19 protein-coding genes and 1 tRNA gene are annotated in these 20,892 nt (G+C 70.5%); 7 read left to right on the forward strand and 13 right to left on the reverse strand.

Going from position 1 to position 20,892, the window contains the following annotated elements:
• The first annotated feature begins 8 nt into the window (after positions 1–8).
• The 4 genes from cynS (at position 9) to ACIQU6_RS05270 (ending at position 3,077) form a co-directional block, all read left to right on the forward strand.
• Positions 9–479 carry a cyanase gene (cynS, locus tag ACIQU6_RS05255; RefSeq protein ID WP_403480275.1) on the forward strand — a complete coding sequence of 157 codons (471 nt, stop codon included), beginning with the start codon at positions 9–11 and terminating at the stop codon, positions 477–479.
• A gap of 147 nt (positions 480–626) precedes the next feature.
• Positions 627–1,127 carry a nucleoside deaminase gene (locus tag ACIQU6_RS05260; RefSeq protein WP_403480276.1) on the forward strand — a complete coding sequence of 167 codons (501 nt, stop codon included), beginning with the start codon at positions 627–629 and terminating at the stop codon, positions 1,125–1,127.
• Positions 1,124–1,528, forward strand: a complete 405-nt coding sequence (locus ACIQU6_RS05265; protein ID WP_403480277.1) for an NUDIX domain-containing protein — start codon at positions 1,124–1,126, stop codon at positions 1,526–1,528. The genes ACIQU6_RS05260 and ACIQU6_RS05265 overlap by 4 nt, the downstream gene beginning before the upstream one ends.
• A gap of 112 nt (positions 1,529–1,640) precedes the next feature.
• On the forward strand, positions 1,641–3,077 hold the full coding sequence (locus ACIQU6_RS05270) for an MFS transporter (RefSeq protein ID WP_403480278.1): 1,437 nt from the start codon (positions 1,641–1,643) through the stop codon (positions 3,075–3,077).
• A 291-nt stretch (positions 3,078–3,368) separates the two neighbouring features.
• Here the strand turns inward: ACIQU6_RS05270 and ACIQU6_RS05275 are convergent, their stop codons facing one another.
• Positions 3,369–3,794: a hypothetical protein gene (locus tag ACIQU6_RS05275; protein ID WP_403480279.1), complete on the reverse strand. Its 426-nt coding sequence runs from the start codon at positions 3,792–3,794 to the stop codon at positions 3,369–3,371.
• 73 nt (positions 3,795–3,867) lie between these two features.
• Between ACIQU6_RS05275 and ACIQU6_RS05280 the strand changes: the two genes are divergently transcribed.
• The gene (locus ACIQU6_RS05280; protein WP_403480317.1) at positions 3,868–4,509 is read left to right on the forward strand and encodes an NAD-dependent epimerase/dehydratase family protein; all 642 of its coding nucleotides are present in this window, start codon (positions 3,868–3,870) and stop codon (positions 4,507–4,509) included.
• 186 nt (positions 4,510–4,695) lie between these two features.
• Here the strand turns inward: ACIQU6_RS05280 and ACIQU6_RS05285 are convergent, their stop codons facing one another.
• The 4 genes from ACIQU6_RS05285 to ACIQU6_RS05300 all read right to left on the reverse strand — a co-directional run bounded on the left by ACIQU6_RS05285 (position 4,696) and on the right by ACIQU6_RS05300 (position 8,234).
• Positions 4,696–5,157: an NUDIX hydrolase gene (locus ACIQU6_RS05285; protein WP_403480280.1), complete on the reverse strand. Its 462-nt coding sequence runs from the start codon at positions 5,155–5,157 to the stop codon at positions 4,696–4,698.
• Positions 5,158–5,636: 479 nt separating this feature from the next.
• Positions 5,637–5,710: transfer RNA gene (locus ACIQU6_RS05290), tRNA-Met, on the reverse strand.
• A 348-nt stretch (positions 5,711–6,058) separates the two neighbouring features.
• Positions 6,059–7,192, reverse strand: a complete 1,134-nt coding sequence (locus tag ACIQU6_RS05295) for an NAD(P)-dependent oxidoreductase (protein ID WP_403480281.1) — start codon at positions 7,190–7,192, stop codon at positions 6,059–6,061.
• Positions 7,193–7,283: 91 nt separating this feature from the next.
• Positions 7,284–8,234 (reverse strand): LysR family transcriptional regulator, encoded by a 951-nt coding sequence (locus ACIQU6_RS05300; RefSeq protein ID WP_403480282.1) that lies wholly within the window; start codon positions 8,232–8,234, stop codon positions 7,284–7,286.
• An 83-nt stretch (positions 8,235–8,317) separates the two neighbouring features.
• Between ACIQU6_RS05300 and ACIQU6_RS05305 the strand changes: the two genes are divergently transcribed.
• Positions 8,318–9,079, forward strand: coding sequence for a sulfite exporter TauE/SafE family protein (locus tag ACIQU6_RS05305; protein WP_403480283.1), 762 nt, complete (start codon positions 8,318–8,320; stop codon positions 9,077–9,079).
• Between the two features lie 175 nt (positions 9,080–9,254).
• The gene (locus tag ACIQU6_RS05310; RefSeq protein ID WP_403480284.1) at positions 9,255–9,449 is read left to right on the forward strand and encodes a hypothetical protein; all 195 of its coding nucleotides are present in this window, start codon (positions 9,255–9,257) and stop codon (positions 9,447–9,449) included.
• Between the two features lie 56 nt (positions 9,450–9,505).
• On the opposite strand, the gene ACIQU6_RS05315 is transcribed toward ACIQU6_RS05310, so the two are convergent.
• The 8 genes from ACIQU6_RS05315 to ACIQU6_RS05350 all read right to left on the reverse strand — a co-directional run bounded on the left by ACIQU6_RS05315 (position 9,506) and on the right by ACIQU6_RS05350 (position 20,891).
• Entirely contained in the window at positions 9,506–10,762 is a 1,257-nt protein-coding gene (locus tag ACIQU6_RS05315) for a cytochrome P450 (protein WP_403480285.1), read from the reverse strand.
• A gap of 48 nt (positions 10,763–10,810) precedes the next feature.
• Positions 10,811–11,839: a C45 family autoproteolytic acyltransferase/hydolase gene (locus tag ACIQU6_RS05320; RefSeq protein WP_403480286.1), complete on the reverse strand. Its 1,029-nt coding sequence runs from the start codon at positions 11,837–11,839 to the stop codon at positions 10,811–10,813.
• Entirely contained in the window at positions 11,836–12,432 is a 597-nt protein-coding gene (locus ACIQU6_RS05325; protein WP_403480287.1) for a GNAT family N-acetyltransferase, read from the reverse strand. The genes ACIQU6_RS05320 and ACIQU6_RS05325 overlap by 4 nt, the downstream gene beginning before the upstream one ends.
• Positions 12,433–12,553: 121 nt before the next feature.
• Positions 12,554–12,811 (reverse strand): acyl carrier protein, encoded by a 258-nt coding sequence (locus ACIQU6_RS05330; RefSeq protein ID WP_403480288.1) that lies wholly within the window; start codon positions 12,809–12,811, stop codon positions 12,554–12,556.
• Positions 12,804–14,303, reverse strand: a complete 1,500-nt coding sequence (locus tag ACIQU6_RS05335) for an AMP-binding protein (protein ID WP_403480289.1) — start codon at positions 14,301–14,303, stop codon at positions 12,804–12,806. Before ACIQU6_RS05335 ends, ACIQU6_RS05330 begins: the two co-directional genes overlap by 8 nt.
• On the reverse strand, positions 14,300–17,599 hold the full coding sequence (locus ACIQU6_RS05340) for an amino acid adenylation domain-containing protein (protein WP_403480290.1): 3,300 nt from the start codon (positions 17,597–17,599) through the stop codon (positions 14,300–14,302). The genes ACIQU6_RS05335 and ACIQU6_RS05340 overlap by 4 nt, the downstream gene beginning before the upstream one ends.
• A complete protein-coding gene (locus tag ACIQU6_RS05345; RefSeq protein ID WP_403480291.1) occupies positions 17,596–19,827 on the reverse strand; it encodes a class I tRNA ligase family protein in 2,232 nt (743 codons plus the stop codon). The genes ACIQU6_RS05340 and ACIQU6_RS05345 overlap by 4 nt, the downstream gene beginning before the upstream one ends.
• Positions 19,824–20,891, reverse strand: coding sequence for an NAD(P)/FAD-dependent oxidoreductase (locus ACIQU6_RS05350; protein ID WP_403480292.1), 1,068 nt, complete (start codon positions 20,889–20,891; stop codon positions 19,824–19,826). Before ACIQU6_RS05350 ends, ACIQU6_RS05345 begins: the two co-directional genes overlap by 4 nt.
• Between the last annotated feature and the right edge of the window lies 1 nt (position 20,892).

Below are 20,892 nucleotides of genomic sequence, written 5' to 3' on the forward strand. Positions count from 1 at the left end.
TACTGATCATGGTGCACGCCCAGTTCGAACAGACCGCTCGTGAGGCCCTGGCCGCCGCTGCGGTGGAGGCCAAGAACCGAAAGAACCTCTCCTGGAAGCAGATCGCGGAGGCCTCCGGCCTGTCGGTGGCCTTCACCACCGCCGCCGTCCTCGGCCAGCACCCGCTGCCGGAGAAGTCCGCCAAGGCCGTTGTCGAGCTGCTGGGCCTGGATGAGGACGCAGCGATGGTGCTGCAGACCATCCCGGTCCGTGGATCGATGCCGAACCGGATCCCGACCGACCCGACCATGTACCGCTTCTACGAGATGCTCCAGGTCTACGGCACGACCCTCAAGGCCCTGGTCCACGAGGAGTTCGGTGACGGCATCATCTCCGCGATCAACTTCAAGCTCGACGTGAAGAAGGTCGCCGACCCCGAGGGCGGCGAGCGCGCCGTCATCACCCTGGACGGCAAGTACCTGCCGACCAAGCCCTTCTGATCCCTGCCGACACCGAAACGGCGTCACAGACGGGCGGCAAAGGGGCTGGGCCGGAGCAACCTTCCGGCCCACCCCGCCCGTTCCCCGAACCCCGCGAAGCCTCCTGCCGACGGCCTCGCCCACCCCTTCCAGCTTTGGAGGATCTCCATGGACTTCGTCCAGCGCACCATCGACATCGCCCGCCAGAACGTCGCCGAGGGCGGCCGCCCGTTCGCCACCGTCATCGTCAAGGACGGCGAGATCCTGGCCGAAAGCCCCAACAAGGTCGCCCAGACCAACGACCCCACCGCCCACGCGGAGATCCTCGCCATCCGCGAGGCCTGCACCAAGCTGGGCACCGAGCACCTGACCGGCACCACCATCTACGTCCTGGCCCACCCCTGCCCGATGTGCCTGGGCTCGCTGTACTACTGCTCCCCGGACGAGGTCGTCTTCCTCACCACCCGCGACGCCTACGAGCCCCACTACGTCGACGACCGCAAGTACTTCGAACTCGACACCTTCTACGACGAGTTCGCCAAGCCCTGGCAGGACCGTCGACTGCCGATGCGCTACGAGGCGCGCGAGGACGCCGTCGAGGTGTACCGCTTCTGGCAGGAGCGCAACGGCGGCGAGCGCCGGGTGGCGGGCGTCCCCACCGCCGGATGACCCAGGTGATCGAGAAAGCGGCCTGGGTCCGCCTGGACGAGGGCCGGCTCCTGGCCGCCCGCACCCGCGGCCGCGACCTGTTCTACCTGCCCGGTGGCAAGCCCGAACCCGGCGAGAGCATCGAGCAGACCCTGGCCCGCGAAATCCGCGAGGAACTCGGCATCATCCTGGACGCCTCCACCATCACACCCCTGTTGACGGTGGAGGCCCCAGCCGACAACAAGCCCGCCGGAACCCTGGTCCGCACCGTCTGCTGCACCGCCGACCACACCGGCATACCGACACCGCGCGGGGAGATCACCGAGATCGCCTATCTCACCCACGGCGACCGCCCCCGCGCCAGCGCCACCGTCCGCGAAGTGCTCGACCGCCTCGCAGCCACCGGTCAACTCCTGCGCTGACGAACCCCGGCGGTGCACCGGCCCTACCCCTTCCGACCCGGGGCCGGTGTACCGCCGCTGTTCCCCGTTCGATCCCGCAACCTGCCCCGAACCCGTTCCCCAAGGTGGTGCCATGCCCGAGCCGTCCCCGAATCGGAGACTGCTGGTCCTTGCCGTGTGCTGCTCAGCCCTGTTCCTCGTCAGCCTCGACAACACCGCCCTGAACACCGCACTGCCGGCCATCCAGCACGACTTCGGCGCCTCCACCGCCGGACTGCAGTGGACCATCGACGCCTACCTCGTCGTCCTCTCAGCCCTGCTGCTGCTCGCCGGTTCGACCGGCGACCGCATAGGCCGCCGCCGCGTCTTCCGCACCGGCCTCGCCCTGTTCACCACCGCCTCCCTGCTGTGCTCCCTCGCCCCCACCCTCGGCTGGCTGATCGCCTTCCGCGCCCTCCAGGCCGTCGGTGGCTGCATGCTCACCCCCGTCGCCATGGCCATCATCACCAACGTGTTCACCGACCGCCGCGAACGCGCCCGCGCCATCGGCGCCTGGAGCGCGGTCCAGGGCATCACCATGGCCGTCGGCCCCCTGCTCGGCGGGCTACTGGTCGACACCGCCGGCTGGCGCTGGATCTTCCTGATCAACCTGCCCGTCGGACTCCTCGCGCTGGTCCTCACCGGCCAGGTGCCCGAATCCCGCGCCCCGCAGCCCCGCCGCCTCGACACGGTCGGCCAACTGCTGGTCATCGTGCTGCTCACCACCATCACCTACGCCATCATCCAGGGCCCGACCACGGGCTGGACCTCCACCCAGGTGCTGGTCTGCACCATCACCGCCGCCGTGGCACTGCCCGCACTCATCATCGTCGAGCTCGCCCAGCACGAGCCACTGATCGAACTGCGCTTCTTCCGGCAGCCCCCGTTCACCGCGTCCGCCCTCAGCGCGGTGTGCGCCTTCGCCGCCCTGAGCGGCTTCCTCTTCCTCGCCGCCCTCGACCTCCAGGACGCCCGCGGCCTGGACGCCTGGCAGGCCGGCCTCTACCTGCTGCCGATGGCCGCCATGACCATCGCCTGCCCGCCCCTGGCCGGACACCTCACCGCCACCCGCGGCCCGCACCTGCCCCTGCTGCTCTCCGGCACCGCCACCACCCTCGCCGGACTCCTGGCCCTCCTCGGCGCCCAGCGGCACACCCCGCTACTGCTGGCCTGCTACCTCCTCTTCGGCATCGGCTTCGGGCTCGTCAACGCCCCCATCACCCACACCGCCGTCTCCGGCATGCCTCGCGCCCAGGCCGGCGTGGCCTCCGCCATCACCACCACCAGCCGCCAGCTCGGCAGCGCCCTCGGCGTCGCCGTCACCGGCGCCACCCTCCCCGCCGCCAACTACGCCGCCGCCACGTTCGACCACGCGAGCCGCCCCGCCTGGTGGATCATCACCGGCTGCGGCATCACCATCGCCGCCCTGGCCGCCCTCACCCGTCACCACGCCCACCGGAGCACCCCACCCAGTACGGCACCGAGGAAGACCAGCCAGCGCCGACGACAGGCATCGCGGGCGGGTGTGTGACCTGCTGGGCCCAGAAGCTGGCCTGCGGAGCCGTGCCCCTGCCAGCCCAGATGGGTGACGATGGATCAGTTCCCGGAACCGTCGGGACATGGACGGGCGGTCGGCAGCCATGCGGTATCCCGACCAGCAGCCGCTGACAGCGTCGGCCCTTGCTTGAGGCGGCCAGCCCGTGATGGCAATCGCTCACGCCTCCTTAGGACACCGGCCACCAGGGGACCGCAGAACACGCCTAACGTGCCTTCAAGCCCTTTAAGTTGCTGACCTGTCCTCCTACTTGACAGCACTAGACCCTCACGCCGTGCCTGCAGTGGTGGGGCGGGTTCCGGAGAGGGCGCGCAGATCGTCGAAAGCTTGGAGGAGATGCGCGGCCAGACTCTGTGAAGGGTCGTCGATCCAGGCTTGGGCGGCGTGCTGGAAGGCTGCCCAGCCGGTCTGAGCGGCCAGGCTGGCCAGCCGGTCGGCGACACCGCGCCGCCGCAGCGCCTGAGTTACTGCTTCGGTGAGTGCGGCGGCCTTGGCCAAGTCGCGTTCGCGGAGTGCTGGTGTCGCCGCGATGATCGCCCGTCGCGGTTCGGAGAACGGGCGGTTGTCCTCAAGGATCCGTCCGGCCTTGGGGAAGGCCCAGAGCAGCGTCTCAAGCGGCTGGAGACCATCGGGCGCTTCGGCCACCGCCTGCGTCAACGCGTCGCGCAGGTCGGCTTCGCGGTCGAAGAGCACCTCCCGCTTGTCCGGGAAGTGCCGGAAGAACGTGCGCTCGTTGACGCCGGCCCGGGCGGCGATCTCAGCCGTCGTGGTCTGGTCGAACCCGCGCTCCTGGTACAGCTCCAGGGCCGTTCGTGGTCACCTCGGGCACGCTGGTCATGTCCGCCGGCCGGAAAGCACCGAGCACGACGAGCCCGACCCGGCCGGGATCGCCGCCTTCCGGATCGCGGGGGAGCGAGCCTGTCTGAGGTTTGCCGACCGGGGCGTACGCGGGAGTGTGGTCCGGCTTGCTCCCACCGTCCACGGTCCCGAAGACCACGGTTTCATCCCCATGCTCATCGCCACCGCACGCAAGACCGGAGTCTCGGCCTATGTTGGCGACGGCACCAACAGGTGGCCCGCGGTGCACCGGCGCGACGCCGCGGTCCTGTTCCGCCTGGCCTTGGAGAAGGCACCTGCAGGCAGCGTGCTGCACGGAGTTGCCGAAAACGGCGTCACCCTGAAGAGCATCGCAGAGACGATCGCCCAGGGCCTGGACCTGCCCACGGCCTCATTGGCCCCGGAGGAGGCTGCCACGCACTTCGTAAGCCCGTTCATGGCCACCGTCTACGGCATCGACGGCCCAGCCTCCAGTGCGTACACCCAGGAACTGCTCGACTGGTCACCCACGCATCCGACACTGCTCGAAGACCTGGAGCACGGCGACTACCTGACCACGCCAGCCTTCTGACCCCTCGTGAGCGACACCGGAAGTGCCCTGGACGAACCAGGGCGGCCCGAACGCTGAACGATCGGGCCGCCTCGGCTCCCCGGCTTCTCCCAGCAGCCACTTCCGGCAACGGCCAGACCAGGCGGACAGCGAGCGGACCTCGGTCGCACCACGCGGGTGCGACCGGGGCCCGGCCGTTCGAGCAGATCAGGCCGCCTGGTTGCCGTGCCGGCTGGCGAGGACGGCCTGGACCGCGCTGGACACCTTGGCCCGCCCGTCCTGGTCGGCCCAGACGTGATCGTCGTGTTCGGTGAGCTTCACCGTTCCGTCGGTGACGGTGGCGGTGAAGTTGAACTGGCGGGTGGCCCGCCCGGAACCGGAGCGGTAGTCGAAGTGCCCGAGGTAGTCGCCGACGGTCTCGATGGCCAGGCCGGTTTCCTCGGATACCTCACGGCGTAGGGCCTCGATCAGGGTTTCGCCGTCGTTCACGCCGCCGGAGGGCAGCTCCCACAGGCCGCCGAGGTAGTCGTCGGCGGGACGGTGCAGCAGCAACACCCGGCCGTCCGGGGCCGCGACGACGGCGCCGACGACGGTCTTGGCGATGCCGTCGCGCTCGGCGGCGCCAGCAAGGTCTTCCAGAAGCGCGGTGGTGACGGGGGACGGACTCACAACAGCAGGTCCTTCGCGTGTGTGGCGACTGTGGCGATGACGTGGTGCAGGCGTCGGCGACGTGGATGCCAGCGCCTTGGCGCCACACCGGCAGCTTGAAAACAATGGCGTGCGCGACCGAGGCAGCCGAGAACTTGCCGACGGCGGGGCCGTGGTGGCCAGCGTAGCCAGGCAGGAGGACACCGGGGTGCTGGCACAGCGGCTGGGTGTTCAGCGGGCACGTCCGGCACGCGGATGCCAGGGGCCCCGGCCATCGCGGCACACAAGCGGGCCGCAATGGCCTGCCGCCCTGTCAGATGGCCGTCCAGGTACGGGAGTTGGGGGTCATGGTGCGCAAGTGGCGCTCGCCGGTAGTCAGTCCGGAGCGTGGCGATTTCGACGTGGTGGAGGCGTCCGGGCTCAATCGGGCGGCTAGACTGGGGGATTGGTCGCCAACGCAGTGAAGGCCCAGTGGAAACCACTGGGCCTTCACGCTTGAGTAGCGGGGACAGGATTTGAACCTGCGACCTCTGGGTTATGAGCCCAGCGAGCTACCGAGCTGCTCCACCCCGCGTCGGCACGATGAACTGTACGGCATCGAGCAGGATCGATCGAATCGCCGTCGGAGCGGCCTGACCAGCAGGGATCTCGCTTCGACGTCACCTACCAATCTCGTTGGTCGCACTCTTCACGGTGCCCTGGAAGCTGATCGGACGCTGCCTTGGCGTTCGCGGCACCACCGTCACGGTGCAGGTATTCCATGACGGTGAGTCGGTCGAGACCCCAACCACCCTGGAGCGAGGGCAGGCGCACCGACAAGAACGCTGACCGGCCCGAAGAGACCGGTTTCTCGTTGCGGATGCCGTCTGCTGCCGCGGTCAGGCATTGCCGGGCGGGGGCGTCTGCTGGGAGGTGATCGATGTCAGGAGTTCGGTGACAGGCCGTCGTCCACGGGGGTGTTCTGGGGTTCCAGCGTGATGCCGGAGTTCCTGGCCTGTTCGAGGATCAGCGCGGCGAAGTCCTCCTCGACGTGTCCCGCGCCGATGGCGCCCGCGATGAGCTGGGCGGTGGCGGCGGCCAGCGGCATCGGGACCTCCAACTCGCGGGCGGCAGACAGCCCCAGGTCGAAGTCCTTGCGCAGCAGCGGCATGGTGAACGTCGGTGTGAAGTCCAAGTTGACCACGGCGGGCGACTTGTAGCGGGTGTAGAGCGAGCCCATCACGGAGTCGTTGAGGAACTCCAGGAAGGCGTCACGGCTGACACCGCCCTTCTCCGCGAGGACGGTGATCTCGGCGAGCGACTGGGTGACGACGCCGAGGAAGACGTTGTGCGCGATCTTGACGAGGCGGGCGACTTCGCCCTCGCCGACGTAGGTCACTCCGCGGCCCAGCAGTGCGAGCAACGGCTCGACTTGGCCGAACGCCTCGCGCGAGCCCGAGACCGCGACAGTCAGCTTGCCCGCTGCGATCACCTTCGGGTTCCCGCTCACCGGGGCGGCCAGGAAGTCGGCCCCGCGCTTGGCGGCTGCGTGACGAATCAGCGCGGACGTCTCCGTGGACACCGTGGAGCTGTCGACCAGCACGCTCGGTGCGGCATCGGGCGAGGTCAGTACGCCGCTCGGACCCGTGGTGACCGCCTCCAGGTCGGGCGAGGCGGAGACCATGGAGAAGACGACGTCCCGGTCGGCCAGGTCGACCGGTCGGTCGACGATCGCGGCTCCGCGTTCAGCCAGCGGTTCGGCCTTGGCGCGGGTCCTGTTGTAGACGGCTACGTCGTGCCCCGCCTCCAGTAGGCGGGCGGCGAGTTGGAAGCCCATGCGGCCGGTACCGATCCAACCAACGCGCGGGCGATCCTGTGCGACGTACGGCATTTCTCTCCCTCGATTCCGGAAGACGGCTCGAACCGTGCGGAGCCGTGACCAACCAGCCGGCCCCTGGCGTGCGACCGACCATGTGCCGGCCCACGACGGCCTCAGCGTCAGGTTGCCCGACCATCTGGTCCCGCCGGAAGCAGCGGGGATCGAAACCCGCCGAACCGCACCCGTGTGTGCGAACACGGACGAGTCTGCGTCCTCGCATGCCGGCTCGGCTTCCGGGGCACCTGTAGGCGGCGCGGCCGGTCGTGGTAGCGGGCGGGGCAGCAGGTGGTCAGTTGTCGCGGAGGGGACGTCGGCCGGCTGGGGGAGCGTGTGTGCTGGGGAAGACGGGGTCGAAGTAGGCGGCGTGGCGGAGGTGTTCGGCGAGTGAGGCGGCGGCCGTGGAGTTGGGGTGGTCCTTGACGCCCCAGGCGAGGAGGTGGTGGCGGCGGGCCCAGGGGTCCTGGAGTTCGCAGACCTCAAGGGGTTGGTGGGGGTCGATGGCGGGGCGCGGGACGACGGCGAGGCCGACGCCGGCGGCGGCGAGGGCGACGAGGGCGTGGAGGTTGGCGACGGTGGTGCGGTAGCGCACCACGGGGGCGTGTGGAGTGAGGTGCTTCTCGATCCAACCGCGAAGGGACGAGTCGGAGTTGAGGCCGACGAGTGGGTGCTCGGCGACCTCGCGGTAGGTCAGTGCGGTCCGTCCGGCGAGGATGCCGCCGGCCTGGCCGATCACGACGAGGGAGTCGTCGCCGAGGGGCTCCATGCGCAGGCCGGAGTCGTGGGTCTCGTCGTCGAGGACCACGCCCAGGTCCGCCTCGCCGTCGGTGAGCATCCGCACCGTCTGCGGGGTGCGGCTCTCGGACACCGTGACGTCGACGTCCGGATGCGCCCGCAGGAACGAGGCCAGGGCCCGCGGGACGAGCCGGTGCATCGCGGAGCCGCCGCCCAACAGGGTCAGGGGTGCGGTGGGGGACTGGGAGTAGCTCGCGACGGCGCTTTCGAGGCGCGCGGTCTGGGCGAGCACGTCCCGGGCGTGGCGGGCCAGGGTCGTGCCGGCCGGTGTCGGGCGCACGCCCCGTCGGCCACGGATCAACAGGGCCACGCCGGCGTGGTGTTCCAGGGAGCGCACGCGGGAACTGGCCGAGGGGAGGCTGAGGTGCATCCGGTGGGCGCCCGCGGTGATCGAGCCCTCGGTCACGATGTGGAGGAAGAGCCGGAGATCGTCCAGGTCGTAGCGCATCGCTCCAGCCTAAGACTCAGCCTGAGGCTGGGTATGTCGATTACGCATTGTGCAGCCTCTGGTCACGGGACGATGCTCGGCTTGTGATCGAATTAGTGCTTGTGTTGTTGACCGGTGTCGCTTCCGGGGCGCTCAATGCCATCGGCGGTGGCGGAACGTTCGTCGCACTGCCCGCGCTCGTCGCGTTCGGCCTGCCACCGGTGGCCGCGAACGCGGTGTCACGAGTCGCCCTCGTGCCCGGGGCGGTGGCCAGTGCGTGGGTCTACCGACGCGAACTCACCCCGGTCGGGGGGACGTCGACGAAGACGCTGACGTTGATCAGCATGGCCGGCGGCGCGGTGGGCGCCGGTCTGGTGATGGTGCTGCCGGCGTCGTCGTTCGATGCCGCGGCGCCCTGGCTGCTCCTTACCGCCACGCTGATCCTCGCCTTCGGACGCCGACTGCCCCAGGCGCTCAGCGCCTTGCTGCGCCGCCCTGTCAGCATGAGTTCCCGCGCCGTCCTGATAGGTCAGTTCATCCTTGCCGTGTACGGCGGATACTTCGGCGGAGCCGTAGGCATCACGATGCTGGCGCTGTGGAGCATCGGGCTCGGGCTCGACGCCGCGACCAGCAACCCGATGCGGGTCGTCCAGCTCGCGGCCGTCTTCCTCAGCGCGGCCGTGCTGTTCCTCTTCGCCTCGGACATCATGCGTTCCCCGCTCATACTCCTCGGCATGCTGGTCGGCGCGGTGGTCGGCGGCTGGGCCGGCGCCCATCTCGCCAAACGGCTGTCCGCGGCGCTGCTGCGGGGCAGCATCCTGACCATCGCGGTGATCATGACGATCATGTATTTCTGGCAGAGCTGAGCGCGGCTGAGAGTGGGCGGGGTAGTTGGCGGCGTCGCTAGCCTACGAAGGGCGCGGGTCGACCGCCTTGCGCGTGCCGCGGTTCTGTGCCGCCTCAAGTTCACGCGCCACATGCCCAGTTGAGCACTTGAGCAATCCGTCCAACCCGGCCAACCCGTCTGCCCACCCCACCACCTTGTCCGCCCCACTTGGAGGAGAGATGGTCACCCCGCCGTCCGGTAAGTCGCCGTCCGATGTCGCGCTGATTCAGCGGCACTTCGCCGTGCGCGCTCTGGTCCTCGCGGTCATCCTTGGCATCACGGGCGAGGCGTTGCTGAGCCTGCTAGTGGTCCTCGTCGGCCTGGGGTTCTTGGCGTTCATGGGGGAGTAGGGTGCGGGCTGTTGGCCCCGGATGACAGGCAGCCACCCGGGGCCAACTCGTGCGTCTCAGAGCACCATTTCCTCCACCTCGGCCGAGACCGGTTCGAAGCGCACCGGGAGGCTGCTGATCCCGGTGAGCAGGTTGGAGTAGATCCGGCGGACGGGTCCGGCGACCTCGAAGCCGTCGGTGAAGTCGCGGAGTGCGAGCAGTACTTCGGAGATCTCCAGCCGCGCCAGGTAGGCACCGATGCAGTAGTGCGGACCGTGGCCGAAGGCGATGTGTTTGTTCGGCGAGCGGTCGATGCGGAACCGGTCGGGGTCGGCGAAGACCCGCTCGTCGCGGTTCCCGGAGACGTTCCACACCGTCACCACGTCTCCCGCCGGGATCAGGGTGTCGTGGATCTCGGTGTCCTGCAGGACGGTTCGGCCGAAGTGCATGGTCGGTGAGGCCCAGCGCAGGACCTCCTCGGTGGCCTGCTTGGCCGACACCTCACCGGACTTGAACGCGGCCCACTGGTCCGGATTGGCGCTGAAGGAGTGGACGGCGTCGATCATCGCCAGACGGCTGGTCGCGTCCCCACCGAGGATCAGGCTGTAGCAGTTGAGAACGATCTCGTCCTCGCTGAGCGGCTCGCCGTCGATGGTGCTGGTGGCCAACACGCTGACCACGTCCTCCTGTGGTGCTTCGCGACGGTCCTCCACCATGCCCAGGAAGTACTGGAGGATGTTGTTGCGCGCGGCGTCGGCCGCATCGGAGTACTCGCCCTGGTCGTCCGAGCTGATGGCGGACTTGGTCAGGGTGAGCAGGTAGTCCCGGTCCTCGATCGGCACGCCGAGCAGGTCACAGATGGTGGCCATCGGGATCTTGCTTGCGACGTCCAGCGCGAAGTCGCCTTCACCGCGGTCCACCGCGGCGGCCAGCAGGGTCCGGGTGGTGCGGCGGACCTGCTCGCCGATCCGGCTCAGCACGCGCGGTGAGAACGCCTGGAGCAGGACGTTGCGCAGTTCCTTGTGCCGGTGGCCGTCGGTCACCGGCACCATCAGGCCGGATGCCGAGTCGCCCTCGCCGAGCAGGGTGATCAGGACGTTGCCGCCCTCGGAGGTGAAGGTGGTGTTGTCGCGGTAGAGGGCGACGATGTCGTCGTAGCGGCTGAGTACCCAGAAGCCGGGGCTGTCGCCGACGGCGGGGTGTCGGTAGAGGGGCTGGGTCGTCCGTAAGGTGCGCCAGTAGTCGGTCAGGTCGTAGTCCGCGAACGTCTGGGGGTCTCCCAGATTCACCTGGGACAGGTCGTCCGGTGTCGCGCGGAGGGGCAGGTCTTCCACGGGCTTGACCTCCAGTTCGAACCGGTGGAGCGGGGTGGGGGCGAGGGATCAGAGGGCGAAGGAGTGGGTGGGGGAGAGTCGGGGGTCGCCCGGCCGTAGGTGCAGCGCCCGGTGTCGTGCGTCGAGGACGACGGCGCAGACGGTGCGTTCCCGGCGGATGTCGCCGTCGTCGCCGACGCAGATCGGTGGTTGGGACAGGAGCGCGAAGTGCTCGTCGGGATGCGCGTGCGCGGGCAGGGACCGCAGGCCGGACTCGGCCGCTTCGAGGCGGCGCAGTGAGGAGTTGCGGGCGAAGACGTTGAGTTCGTCGCGGGGGACGAAGTCCGGGGCGAGGAAGTGGTTGGTGTGGACTGCCGCCGGTCCGGTCGTGACGCGGTGTTCGTCGCCGATGAACTCCACCCAGGCGGTCGTGGTGGGGTCGGCGAGGACGAGGGTGCGGGAACTGGCGAGGGGGAGGGTGCGCAGGGTGGCCAGGGCCGATTCGACCGATGTCGCGGTGTCGAGGAGGTGGCGGATGGCCAGGTACGGTGGGATGCCCGGGCCCCAGACCCCGCCGAGCACCAGGTTCAAACCGACCGCGAGGCCATGGGAGTTGACGCCGAGATAGCCGAGCAGCCCGGCGAAACTCAGCACCAGGGCCCGGCGGTCGCCACGGCCGACGTCGAGCACCGCGATCTGGTCGTCGAGGTTGCCGTTGAGGTCCACGGTCTGCGCCAAAACCCCGGGGCGGGCGTAGGTGGTGCAGTCGCCCCGGGTGGGGATGCGTTGGTATCCCATGATCTCGCGCCGCAGTTGCAGCAGGGTGGCCTCGTCCAGGCTCAGCCCGGCGCCGGCCGCGAGTCCGGTGATCTCGTCGGCGAGGCGGGGCGTCGCGCGGGTGATCTCCGCCCGGTACGCGGCGAGCGTGTCGGACAGGCCGGCGACCGACACGGCGGTGGGCAGCAGGTGGTTCAGGCGGGCGACGCCGTCGTCGAGGAAGGCGCGCAGCCGCTCCTTGAGGGCGGTGCCGTGCGCGAAGCCGGTGGCGTACGGCTCGCCGTGGGCGAGAACGTGCGCCACCGGCACGGGCGTTGTCACCGCGCGGCCGCCTGGGCGGTGAGCCGGTCGCGCACCGAGGGCCACTCGCCGGCGAGGACGCTGTAGTAGGCGGCGTCGCGGCGGGTGCCGTCCGGCATCGGGTTGAAGCTGCGCAGGATACCTTCCTCGGTGGCGCCGATGTTGCGCAGGGCGCGGCGGGCCTGCTCGTTGCGCCGGTCGGTCTTGAACTCCACGCGCTCGGCGCCGAGTCGCTCGAAGGCGTTGCGCAGCAGCAGCTGTTTGGCATGGCGGTTGATGCCCGCGCCGCGGAAGTCCTGGCCGAGCCAGGACCAGCCGATCTCCAGCCGGCGGTCCGGCTCCGAGAGGTTGCCGTAACACATCGACCCGGCGGTGCGGCCGGTGGCGAGGTCGGTGATGTGGAAGACGACCCGTCGGCCGGCGGCGTGGTCGGCCAGCATGGTGTCGAAGAAGGTCTCGAAGGACGCCTCGTCGGTGACCAACGCGACGAAGTAACGCCAGATGGCCGGGTCCATGGCCACCGACCGGATGCCCTCCCGGTCACTCGCCTCGATCGGACGGAGGCGGACGGCGTCGTCTTCCAGGACGGTTGCGGCGCGCTCGTGCCAGTTCATGTGGATCTTCCTCCTGGTCGCTCCGCCCTGGGGACGGAGTGGGGTGCTGCCCGCTTGCGAGGGACAACGCGGTTCATGCGGAGCGTAGTTGGGGTGTGATCGGGCGCCGTCGCCGTGGTTCTCAGCTCACCTCGGCGTGCCGGGACAGCGCGGCGACGACCTGCCCGAGGGTGCGCATCGCGGCGAGGTCGTGCTCGGTGAAGTGGTGCAGGCCGACCTGGACCCGGTCGCACAACGAGGTCAGGAACAGCACCTTGTTCAGCGAGGTGAGGCCGAGGTGGTCGAGCTGCGCGTCGGCGTCGATGTCCTCGGGCGGCAGCGGCTGCGGCAGGACCTCGGCCAGCGCGGAGCGGGCCGCCGATTCGATGGTGTCAGGCACGGATGCCCTCCTCGGGGTCGATGACGAGGCCGCGGTAGCGCGCCTCGATCTGCTTGCGACGGGGTTTGAACTGGGAGCCGAGCAGCCCGTTGTCGACGGTGAACCGCTCCGCCACGACGGCCTTGGCGAGCTGCTCGTCGTGGTCGAGCGCGGCGTTGGCCTCCCGCAGCGCCGTCGCGATCAGCGCGACGTCCGCGGGCTGCCCGGCGGGGGAGACGATGGCGACGAGCTGCCGTTGGGACGGGTTGGTCACCACGCAGTCCTCGATCGCCGGATGGTTCTTCAGGCGTTCCTCGATCCGCCGCACGGCGATCTTCTTGCCGTTCTCCAGCACGATCACGTCGTCGGCCCGGCCGTGCACGAACAGATAGCCGTCCGGGTCGAGATGGCCGACGTCGCCGGTGCGTACGATGCCGCCCGGCCGGAACATCTTCTCCGACTCGCCCGGCTCCGCGTGCTCGTAGCGGGTGGCCACCGGTCGCTCGCTGCGGACGTGGATGACGCCCTCCGCGTCGATGAGGACCTCCTTGCCCGGCAGCACCTGGCCGACGCTGCCGGGGCGGTGCCCGCCCGGGTGGTTCTTGGTCACGATGCAGGTCTCGTTGAGCCCGTAGCCCTCGAAGATCGGCAGGCCGGCGTCGGTGAGGTACTCCAGGGTGGCCGGGTTGGCCGGTGCCGAGCCCGTCCACAGGTAGCGGATCCGCTCGCCGAAGACCCCGATGGCCGCCTCGGCGGACGAGGCACCGGTGCGGGCGGTGGCGGCCTGGAGGTGGGCGCGCACCGTCTCGTAGAAGCCGGGTACGCCCATCACCACCGTCGGCCGCGTCGTGCGCAGGGTGGCGAACGCGGCCTCGTAGGTGCTGATCGTGACGTCGTGGCCGAACACCAGCGCCGAGTACACCCAGTACCGCTGCTGGAGCAGGGAGAGCGGCAGGAAGACGAAGAGGTCGTCGCCGGGGCCGTGCGCGAACAACTCCTGCACCGCGGCAAGGGAGTTGTCGATGCTGCCGGCGCTGGCAAGCAGCGACTTGGCCGGGCCGCTGCTGCCGGAGGTGAACTTCAGCGCCGGTGCCTCGTCGGGCTCCCACGTCACCGCCGGCAGCTCCGCCTTAGCGGGGGCCAGGCCGCGCAGTTCGGCGATCGGGCGCACCCGGTCGGCCGTCTCGTCCTGGTCGGTGAAGAGCACCGCGAGGCCGTAACGGGAGGCGAGTTCCGCGCCGGTGGAGTCGAACTTGCCCGGGTCGAATCCGGCGGTCACCGCCTTGATGCGCAGCGCGGCCAGGTCGAGCAGCACCCACTCCAGCGAGTTCGCCGCGAGGACGCCGATCCGGTCGCCCGGCCGGACGCCCAGCCCGAGCAGGTGCCCGGCGACCCGGCCCGACAGCTCCCAGACCTCGGTCAGATCCCAGGACTCGATGGCGCCGAGCCGGGCCACCGAGAGCCGGTTGCCTGGCCGCGGCGGGCCGCCGACCACCTGGTTGAGGACGCTCACGAGGCCCCTCCGATCCGGGTGGCCATCGCCCGCACCGTGTTCAGCCGGACCAGCTCCGACAGCGGGATGGTGACCTTGAACCGCTTGCGCACCCCGGCCAGGATGCGGGCCGCGGCGAGCGAGTCCGCACCGAGCTCGGTCAGCGGGGTCAACGCGTCCACCTCGGGCAACTTCAGCACGCCCGCCCACAGCTCGGCCAACTCCCGCTCGACGCCCTCCGCCAGCGCGGAGTCACCGGACACGACGGGCTCGGCTGCCGGGACCTCGCCCGCCGCCAACTGCCCCCGGTCCACCTTGCCGTTGGCGGTCAACGGCAGGCGCTCGTGCCACACCACGACGGACGGGACCATGTAGCCCGGCAGTTGCGCGTGCAGGGCCGCGCTCAGCGCGTCCTCCAAGTCGCGCCGCTCGGCGGCGGGTTGATCCGGATTCCCCGGCACCAGGTGGGCGACGAGTTGATCGCCGCGGCTGCCGGGCCGGTGGACCACCACCGCCTGTCGCACACCGGGCAGCGCCACCAGCCGCGTCTCGATCTCCCCCGGTTCGATGCGGTAGCCGTTGAGCTTGATCTGGAAGTCCGCGCGGCCGAGGATGTCGATCTCCCCGGACGGCAGATAGCGCCCGCGGTCGCCGGTGCGGTACAGCCGCACCCCCCGCCGCCGATCGTGCCGGAACCGCTCGTCGGTCGCCCGCTCGTCCTTCCAGTACCCGCGGGCCAGGCCGGCCCCGGCGGCGAAGATCTCGCCGGGCACCCAGTCGGGCAGATCCAGGCCGTCCTCGTCGAGCACATACGCCGTGTTGTTGTCGTTGGGCCGCCCGTACGGAATCCGTTGCGAGCCGTCGTCCTCCGGGCCGACGGGGTGCACGACGTTCCAGATGGTGGTCTCGGTCGGACCACCGAGCGCGACCACGTCGAGCGAGGGCAGGCTCGCCCGCAGGGCCGCCGGGAGTTCGGACGGGATCCGGTCGCCGCTCATCATCACCAACCGCAGGCCGGCCAGCGGCGCCAGGCCGTCCGCGCGTGCCTGGTCGTGCAGCAGCGCCACGATCTGCGGCACCGAGTTCCACACCGTGACCTCGCCGCGCTCGCACATCGCGAGCCAGTGCGCGGCGTCGGCGGCCTTGTCGTGGTCGGGCATGACCAGCGCGGCACCGGCGGAGAGCGCCCCGAACACGTCGTAGACGGAGAGGTCGAAGCTGAACGCGCTGACCGCGAACAGCCGGTCGCCCGGACCGACGCCGAAGCGGCGGGTGCAGTCCGCGACGACGTTGGCCACGCTGCGGTGGCTGACCATGACGCCCTTCGGCCTGCCGGCCGTGCCCGAGGTGGGCAGGACATAGGCGAGGTCGTCGGCGTCCGCCCCGGCGACGGGGGAGGGCTCCGGAGCGTCATCGGCCTGGGCGACGCGGTCGAGCGAGAGCACCGTGCGCCGGCGATGCGGGTCGCTCCAGCCGGAGTTGGTGAGCACGCACCGCACCTCGCCACCGTCGAGCAGCTCCTGCTGCCGGCGGACGGGCAGGTCGGCGTCGACGGGCAGATAGGCCGCGCCCGCCAGGAGCGTGCCCAGGATCCCGACGAGCTGCTCGGGCCCGCGGGTCATGACCAGGCCGACCAGCTCCTCCCGGCCCACGCCCTGGGCGCGCAGCCAGGCGGCCGTGACGCGGGCCCGCCGGTACAGCTCGCCGTAACTGAGCTCACCGGCCGAGGTGATCACCGCCGGTGCCCGCGGAGTGCGGCGTGCCTGGGCCACGAACGCCTCGTGCAGCAGCAGTTGCTCCGGCAGGGGCCGGTCGGTGTCGTTGGCGGCGCGCCGGCGCTCCCGCTGCTCGGCCGGCAGCAGGTCGAACCAGTGGTTGTTCCACTCACCGCCGTCGGCGAGCAGGTCGAGCAGGTGTTGGTAGCCCCGCGCCAGGTCATCCAGCAGCCCCGGCTCGAACAGCTCGTCGACGCCGTCGAGTTGGACGACCACACCACCGTGCTGCTCCATCGCGAACACGTTCAACCAGGTCTGCGGCGTCTGGCTGATGGTGTGCACCTCGGGCCCGAACAGCTCCAGCGCCGAGCCGTCCACGTCCGCGAGCGGATAGCCGATGGCACTGTTGAAGGTGAAGGGCATACGGGCCTGTCCGCCGCTGCGCCGGCCCAGTTCCCGCAGCACCTCGACGCCGGAGAAGTGCCGGTTGTCCAGGTCGGTGCGCAGCCGCTCCTGCACCGCCTTGGCGCGTTCGGCGAAGGGCACCCCGCGGTCCAGTTCGACCGAGACCAGGATCGGGTCGCTGTACTGCCCGATCGACTCCAAAACGCGCGGGTGGATCGGCGGGCGGTTGGCCACCGTGGTGGTCAGGGTGAAGCGGGGGCCGGCGCCCCAACAGGCGAGCGTCTCGGCGTAGGCGGCGAACAGCAGCCCGGACGGGGTCACCCCGGCCGCGGCGGCGTGCTCCTTGAGCGCCGTCCAGCGGTCCGCCGGCACCCGGACCACGCGCTGGGTGAAGCGCGGCGTGGTGATCGCCTCGGGGCTCTTGGCCAGCGGCAGTTCCGGGTGGCCCCACAACGTGCCGTCCGCCAACCGCTCCTGCCAGTACGCCTTGGCCCGGGCGTACGGCTTGCGGGCGCGTGCGCTCTCCAGCGCGGCCACATAGGACTCGAAGGAGGCTTCCTCGTCGGCCGTCGGCGGCTCCTGCTGGTAGTGGGCCCACCACTGTCGGAAGAACAGGAACATGCTGATCCCGTCCATCACCAGGCCGTCGTGGCCGACGTGCAGCAGCATGCGGTCCCCGGCCAGCAGCGACACCTCGGCCGCCAGCAGCGGGGCCTGCGCGGTCAGCAGCATCCGGTGACTCCAGCGCGCTCGCTGCGCGGCCAGCCCGGTGCCGTCGTCGTCCCGCAGGTCGACCCGCCCGATGCGGACGTCGGCCTCCGGCTGGCGGACCTGGGTCTGGGCCGCGGTGAAGCGGGAGCGCAGACAGTCGTGCCGGGCGACCACGGCGTTCAGCGCGTCCTGGAGCCGGTCGACGTCCCAGTGCCCCTCGATCTCGTGGTAGACGTAACTGGCCACGTTGCCGAGCTCGAACACCTCGTCGCGGCCGGCGAGATAGCCCTGCTGCAACGGGGTCAGCGCGAACCCGGGGTCTGGGTCGAGATGGTTCAGCAACTCGGCCTTGACGTCCCGGATCCGGCCGACGAGATCGGCGTCCACGCGCTCGCGCGGCCCCTGTAACCGCAGGTCCTGGCCGGCCGCGACGATGCTCAGACCGCGGGCGCTGACCTCCTCCAACACCGCAAGATAGTCGGTCATCGGGCCACCTCCTGGGCCAGGTCGCGGCCGAGCGCGGCGATGCTCCGCCCGGAGAGCAGCTCCGTCATCGGGATGTCGAGGTCCAGTCGCTCCAGGATCTGGTACTGCACCGTGACCGCCTGCAACGAGGACGCGCCGAGCTCCGAGAGCGTCCTGTCGGCCACCGCGGCATCCGCGGGCAGGCCGAGCGTGGCGCGCACCACGTCGGCGAGCCAGGGCAGCGGATCCGGCGCCGCCTCCGAGGACGCCGGCGGCGGCTCGGCGACGAAGAACACCTGCCCGGTAAGGTCCAGTTGGGACCCGGCCGGCACCAACTCGACGGTGGCCGGCCAGACCGGCTCGGACTCGCCGAGCAGCGCGGCCAGGCGCCCGGCGAAGCGCGGCATGACGGGCGTGGCGACCCTCGACAGCAGCCGGGCCGCGGCCAGTTCCAACGCCATCGCCGTGCGGCTCTCCGACTGCCACTCGGACCCGTCGGCCAACACCGCCTCCCGCGCGGCGAACGCCCGAGCATCGGCGACGATGCCCTCCAACTCACCGGTGGCCGCCCGCAGGGAGAACCCGTCCTGGCCCAAGTGCCCCGTCACGGCCGCCAGTCGCCGTCCGAGCTGGGCGTAGAACGCGGTGTGCTCGGGCGTCCAGGTGCCCGCGTCCGGCACCACACCGCCGTAGCGCGCGTTCAACCGCCGACCGAGGTCGTCGAGCCAGCCCTGCCACCCCTCGATCAACACCTCGCGCACCGTCGTGCGGTACGCCTGCCGCACGAAGTTGGTGCGCTCACCCTCCGGACGGGTGCGCGAGAGGTAGAACCGCACCGCGTCCACCGTCTCCGGGCACAGCAGGTCCTTGCCCCACACCGCGTGCCGCCGACTGGTGGAGAACTTCTGGTCCTCCAACAGATAGAACTCGTTGACGTGGTAGTCGATGTCCGGCTGCCAGTCCGGGAACGCCAACTGGTACAGCACCGGATACAGGATCGCGTGGTAGAAGCTGTTGTCGTAGCCGAAGAAGTGGACGATCTTCCAGTCCTGCTCCGGTTTGTGGGCCTGCCACTGCTCACCGACCCGGGCCCCGAGCTGCGCGATGCCGTGCAGGAAGCCGTACGACATCTCCGGCCACACCCAGATCACCTGGTCATCGCTACCGTCCGGGGAGACGCCCCACTGCGCGGGGTGGGTCAGCGGCAGCTCGAACGAGGGGCGTGCGAAGACCCGTTGGGCCAGTTCCCGCAGCCGGGCCGGAACCCGACCGAGCGCGTGGTGCCGGGCGACGGACTCGCCGAACTCGTGCAGCGCCAGGGTGTGCCGGGACAGGCCACCGGCCCGCACTCCGTCCGAGTGCCGACTGCGCGCCTGGCCGAGGTCGGCGGCGATGTTGGGCTCACCGCACTCCTCGCAGATGTTGCCGTTGGTACCCGCCGCACAGGACGGGCAGACACCGGAGACGTCCACCTCGTACAGGTAGCGGCCGGACTTCTCGTCGAAGAGCGCGGGCAACTCCCGCCGGGCCACCCGGCCGGAGCTCTCCAGCGCCGCGAAGAAGTCACGCAGGCCCGCGCGGTAGCCGTCCTCCGTACTGGTCACGGTGAACTGGTCGGGCCGGATGTCCATCAACTCCAGCGTCCTGGCGATCTCCTCGCCGTAGTGCGCCGCGACCCGCTCCGGAGTGCTGTGGTCCTGCGCCGCCCTGGCCACCACATAGCTCTGGTGGTCGTCGCTGCCGGTCAGATGCCAGGCCCGCACCCCGTTCATCCGCTGGAACCGCACGAACGCGTCCGCCCCGAGGTACGGCCCGGACAGATGCCCGAGGTGCAGGTCCCCGTTGGGGGTCGGCGGGGTGGAGAAGACGAACACCGGCCGCTCCGCGAAGCGCCGCCGGCCCGCGCGCGTGGCCACCTCCGCGGCATGCTGGAGCTCACGCCAGTAGTAGGTCACGAACAACACGTCGCTCTCACCGGTGTTGTCGATGACATGGGTCTCGAACGGGTCGAACTTCACGACCGTGCCCGGCCCGACCGGATGGCGCGCCCCGTCCACCACGATCTCGCCGGTGCCCGCCACGATGACGAACATCTCGATCTCGTCGTGCTGGTGCGGCTCGGAGCTCCCGCCCGGCCGCACCCGGCCCCAGCCCGCGCCCAGCCCGACCACACCAGGCAGGTCGATGGTGCTCATGTCGATCCCGAAGGCATCGCTGAGCGCCGCGGGGTCGAAGGTGTCGATCTTCAACGCGAACTCCCCTTCACACTCGGGTCGAGAAGTTGGACGGCCTCGGCGGCGATGGCCGGAGCGAGGCGATAACCGGATCCGTTGGCCGCGCCCGCGAACACCACCCGGCCGTCCGGGTCGAGTCGGCGCAGCAACGGCTCCCGGGACGTGCTGTAGGCGTCGCAGAAGACGCGGCCGGCCGTGCACCGCGCGGCGAGCGCCGGCGCATAGCGCTCCAGACAGGCGCGGGCCTGCGCGAGGTCGCGCCCGGCGAGATCCGCGCCGATCCGGTCGGGATCGACGTCCCAGTCCTCGCAGGTGTAGCTGAACAGCCAGTGCCCGCGGTAGGCCAACGGCAGCAGGAAGGCGTCCTCGTCGTGGAAGACGACCGCCCGGTCCTGCTCGCCCACGGGGTGATCGACGTGCAGCGCGACGACCCGCTTGACCCGCGCGCCGAGCGGCGCCACCCGATCCGCCCAGGCAGGCTCGGCCAACCACGGGCCCGGCGCGAGCACCACCCGGTCGACCACCAACCGCTCACCGGTGCCCAACTCAAGCCGCACACCGGAGCCGTCGGGCTCCAGCGCCGTGACGCGGACCGCTTCCCGTACCTCGACGCGCGGCCGCACCTCGGCGACCAACGCCTCGACCAGGTGGTGCACATCGGCGTACTGCCCGCCCTCGACGTCCCACACCGACATCCCCGGCGGAACGCGGACCTCGGCACCACAGGCGTCGAGCACACCCGCGTCACCATCCCGGCGCACCGGCCGGGAGTAGAGGCGCGCCATCTCCTCCCGGCCGGCCCGCGACACCAGCGACATGCCGACCGGATGGATCGGCACCGCGGGCCGCTCGGCCCTGAGCTTCTCGTAGAACTCCTGGCTGTACTCCGACATACGGCGTACCCGCTCGCTCGCACCGCGGGGGAAGTGCAACCCGGCCGAGCGCCTGCTGGCCCCGCAGCCGACCTCGTCCCGATCCAGCAGCAACACCCGGCTCGACGGGGACTCCTGGACGATCCGCCGGGCCGTCAGGCACCCGATGATGCCGCCGCCGACCACCGCTACCGTGCCCAGATCCATC

Origin of the sequence: Streptomyces sp. NPDC090442, from assembly GCF_044769405.1 — a bacterium.
GTDB lineage: Bacteria > Actinomycetota > Actinomycetes > Streptomycetales > Streptomycetaceae > Streptomyces.

What these genes read in the sequence shown, in the direction of transcription:
- cynS (WP_403480275.1), top strand. Translation starts at nt 9, where the DNA reads ATGGTGCACGCCCAGTTCGAACAGACCGCTCGTGAGGCCCTGGCCGCC.
- ACIQU6_RS05260 (WP_403480276.1), top strand. Translation starts at nt 627, where the DNA reads ATGGACTTCGTCCAGCGCACCATCGACATCGCCCGCCAGAACGTCGCC.
- ACIQU6_RS05265 (WP_403480277.1), top strand. Translation starts at nt 1,124, where the DNA reads ATGACCCAGGTGATCGAGAAAGCGGCCTGGGTCCGCCTGGACGAGGGC.
- ACIQU6_RS05270 (WP_403480278.1), top strand. Translation starts at nt 1,641, where the DNA reads ATGCCCGAGCCGTCCCCGAATCGGAGACTGCTGGTCCTTGCCGTGTGC.
- ACIQU6_RS05300 (WP_403480282.1), bottom strand. Translation starts at nt 8,234, where the DNA reads ATGCGCTACGACCTGGACGATCTCCGGCTCTTCCTCCACATCGTGACC.
- ACIQU6_RS05325 (WP_403480287.1), bottom strand. Translation starts at nt 12,432, where the DNA reads ATGAACTGGCACGAGCGCGCCGCAACCGTCCTGGAAGACGACGCCGTC.
- ACIQU6_RS05340 (WP_403480290.1), bottom strand. Translation starts at nt 17,599, where the DNA reads ATGACCGACTATCTTGCGGTGTTGGAGGAGGTCAGCGCCCGCGGTCTG.
- ACIQU6_RS05350 (WP_403480292.1), bottom strand. Translation starts at nt 20,891, where the DNA reads ATGGATCTGGGCACGGTAGCGGTGGTCGGCGGCGGCATCATCGGGTGC.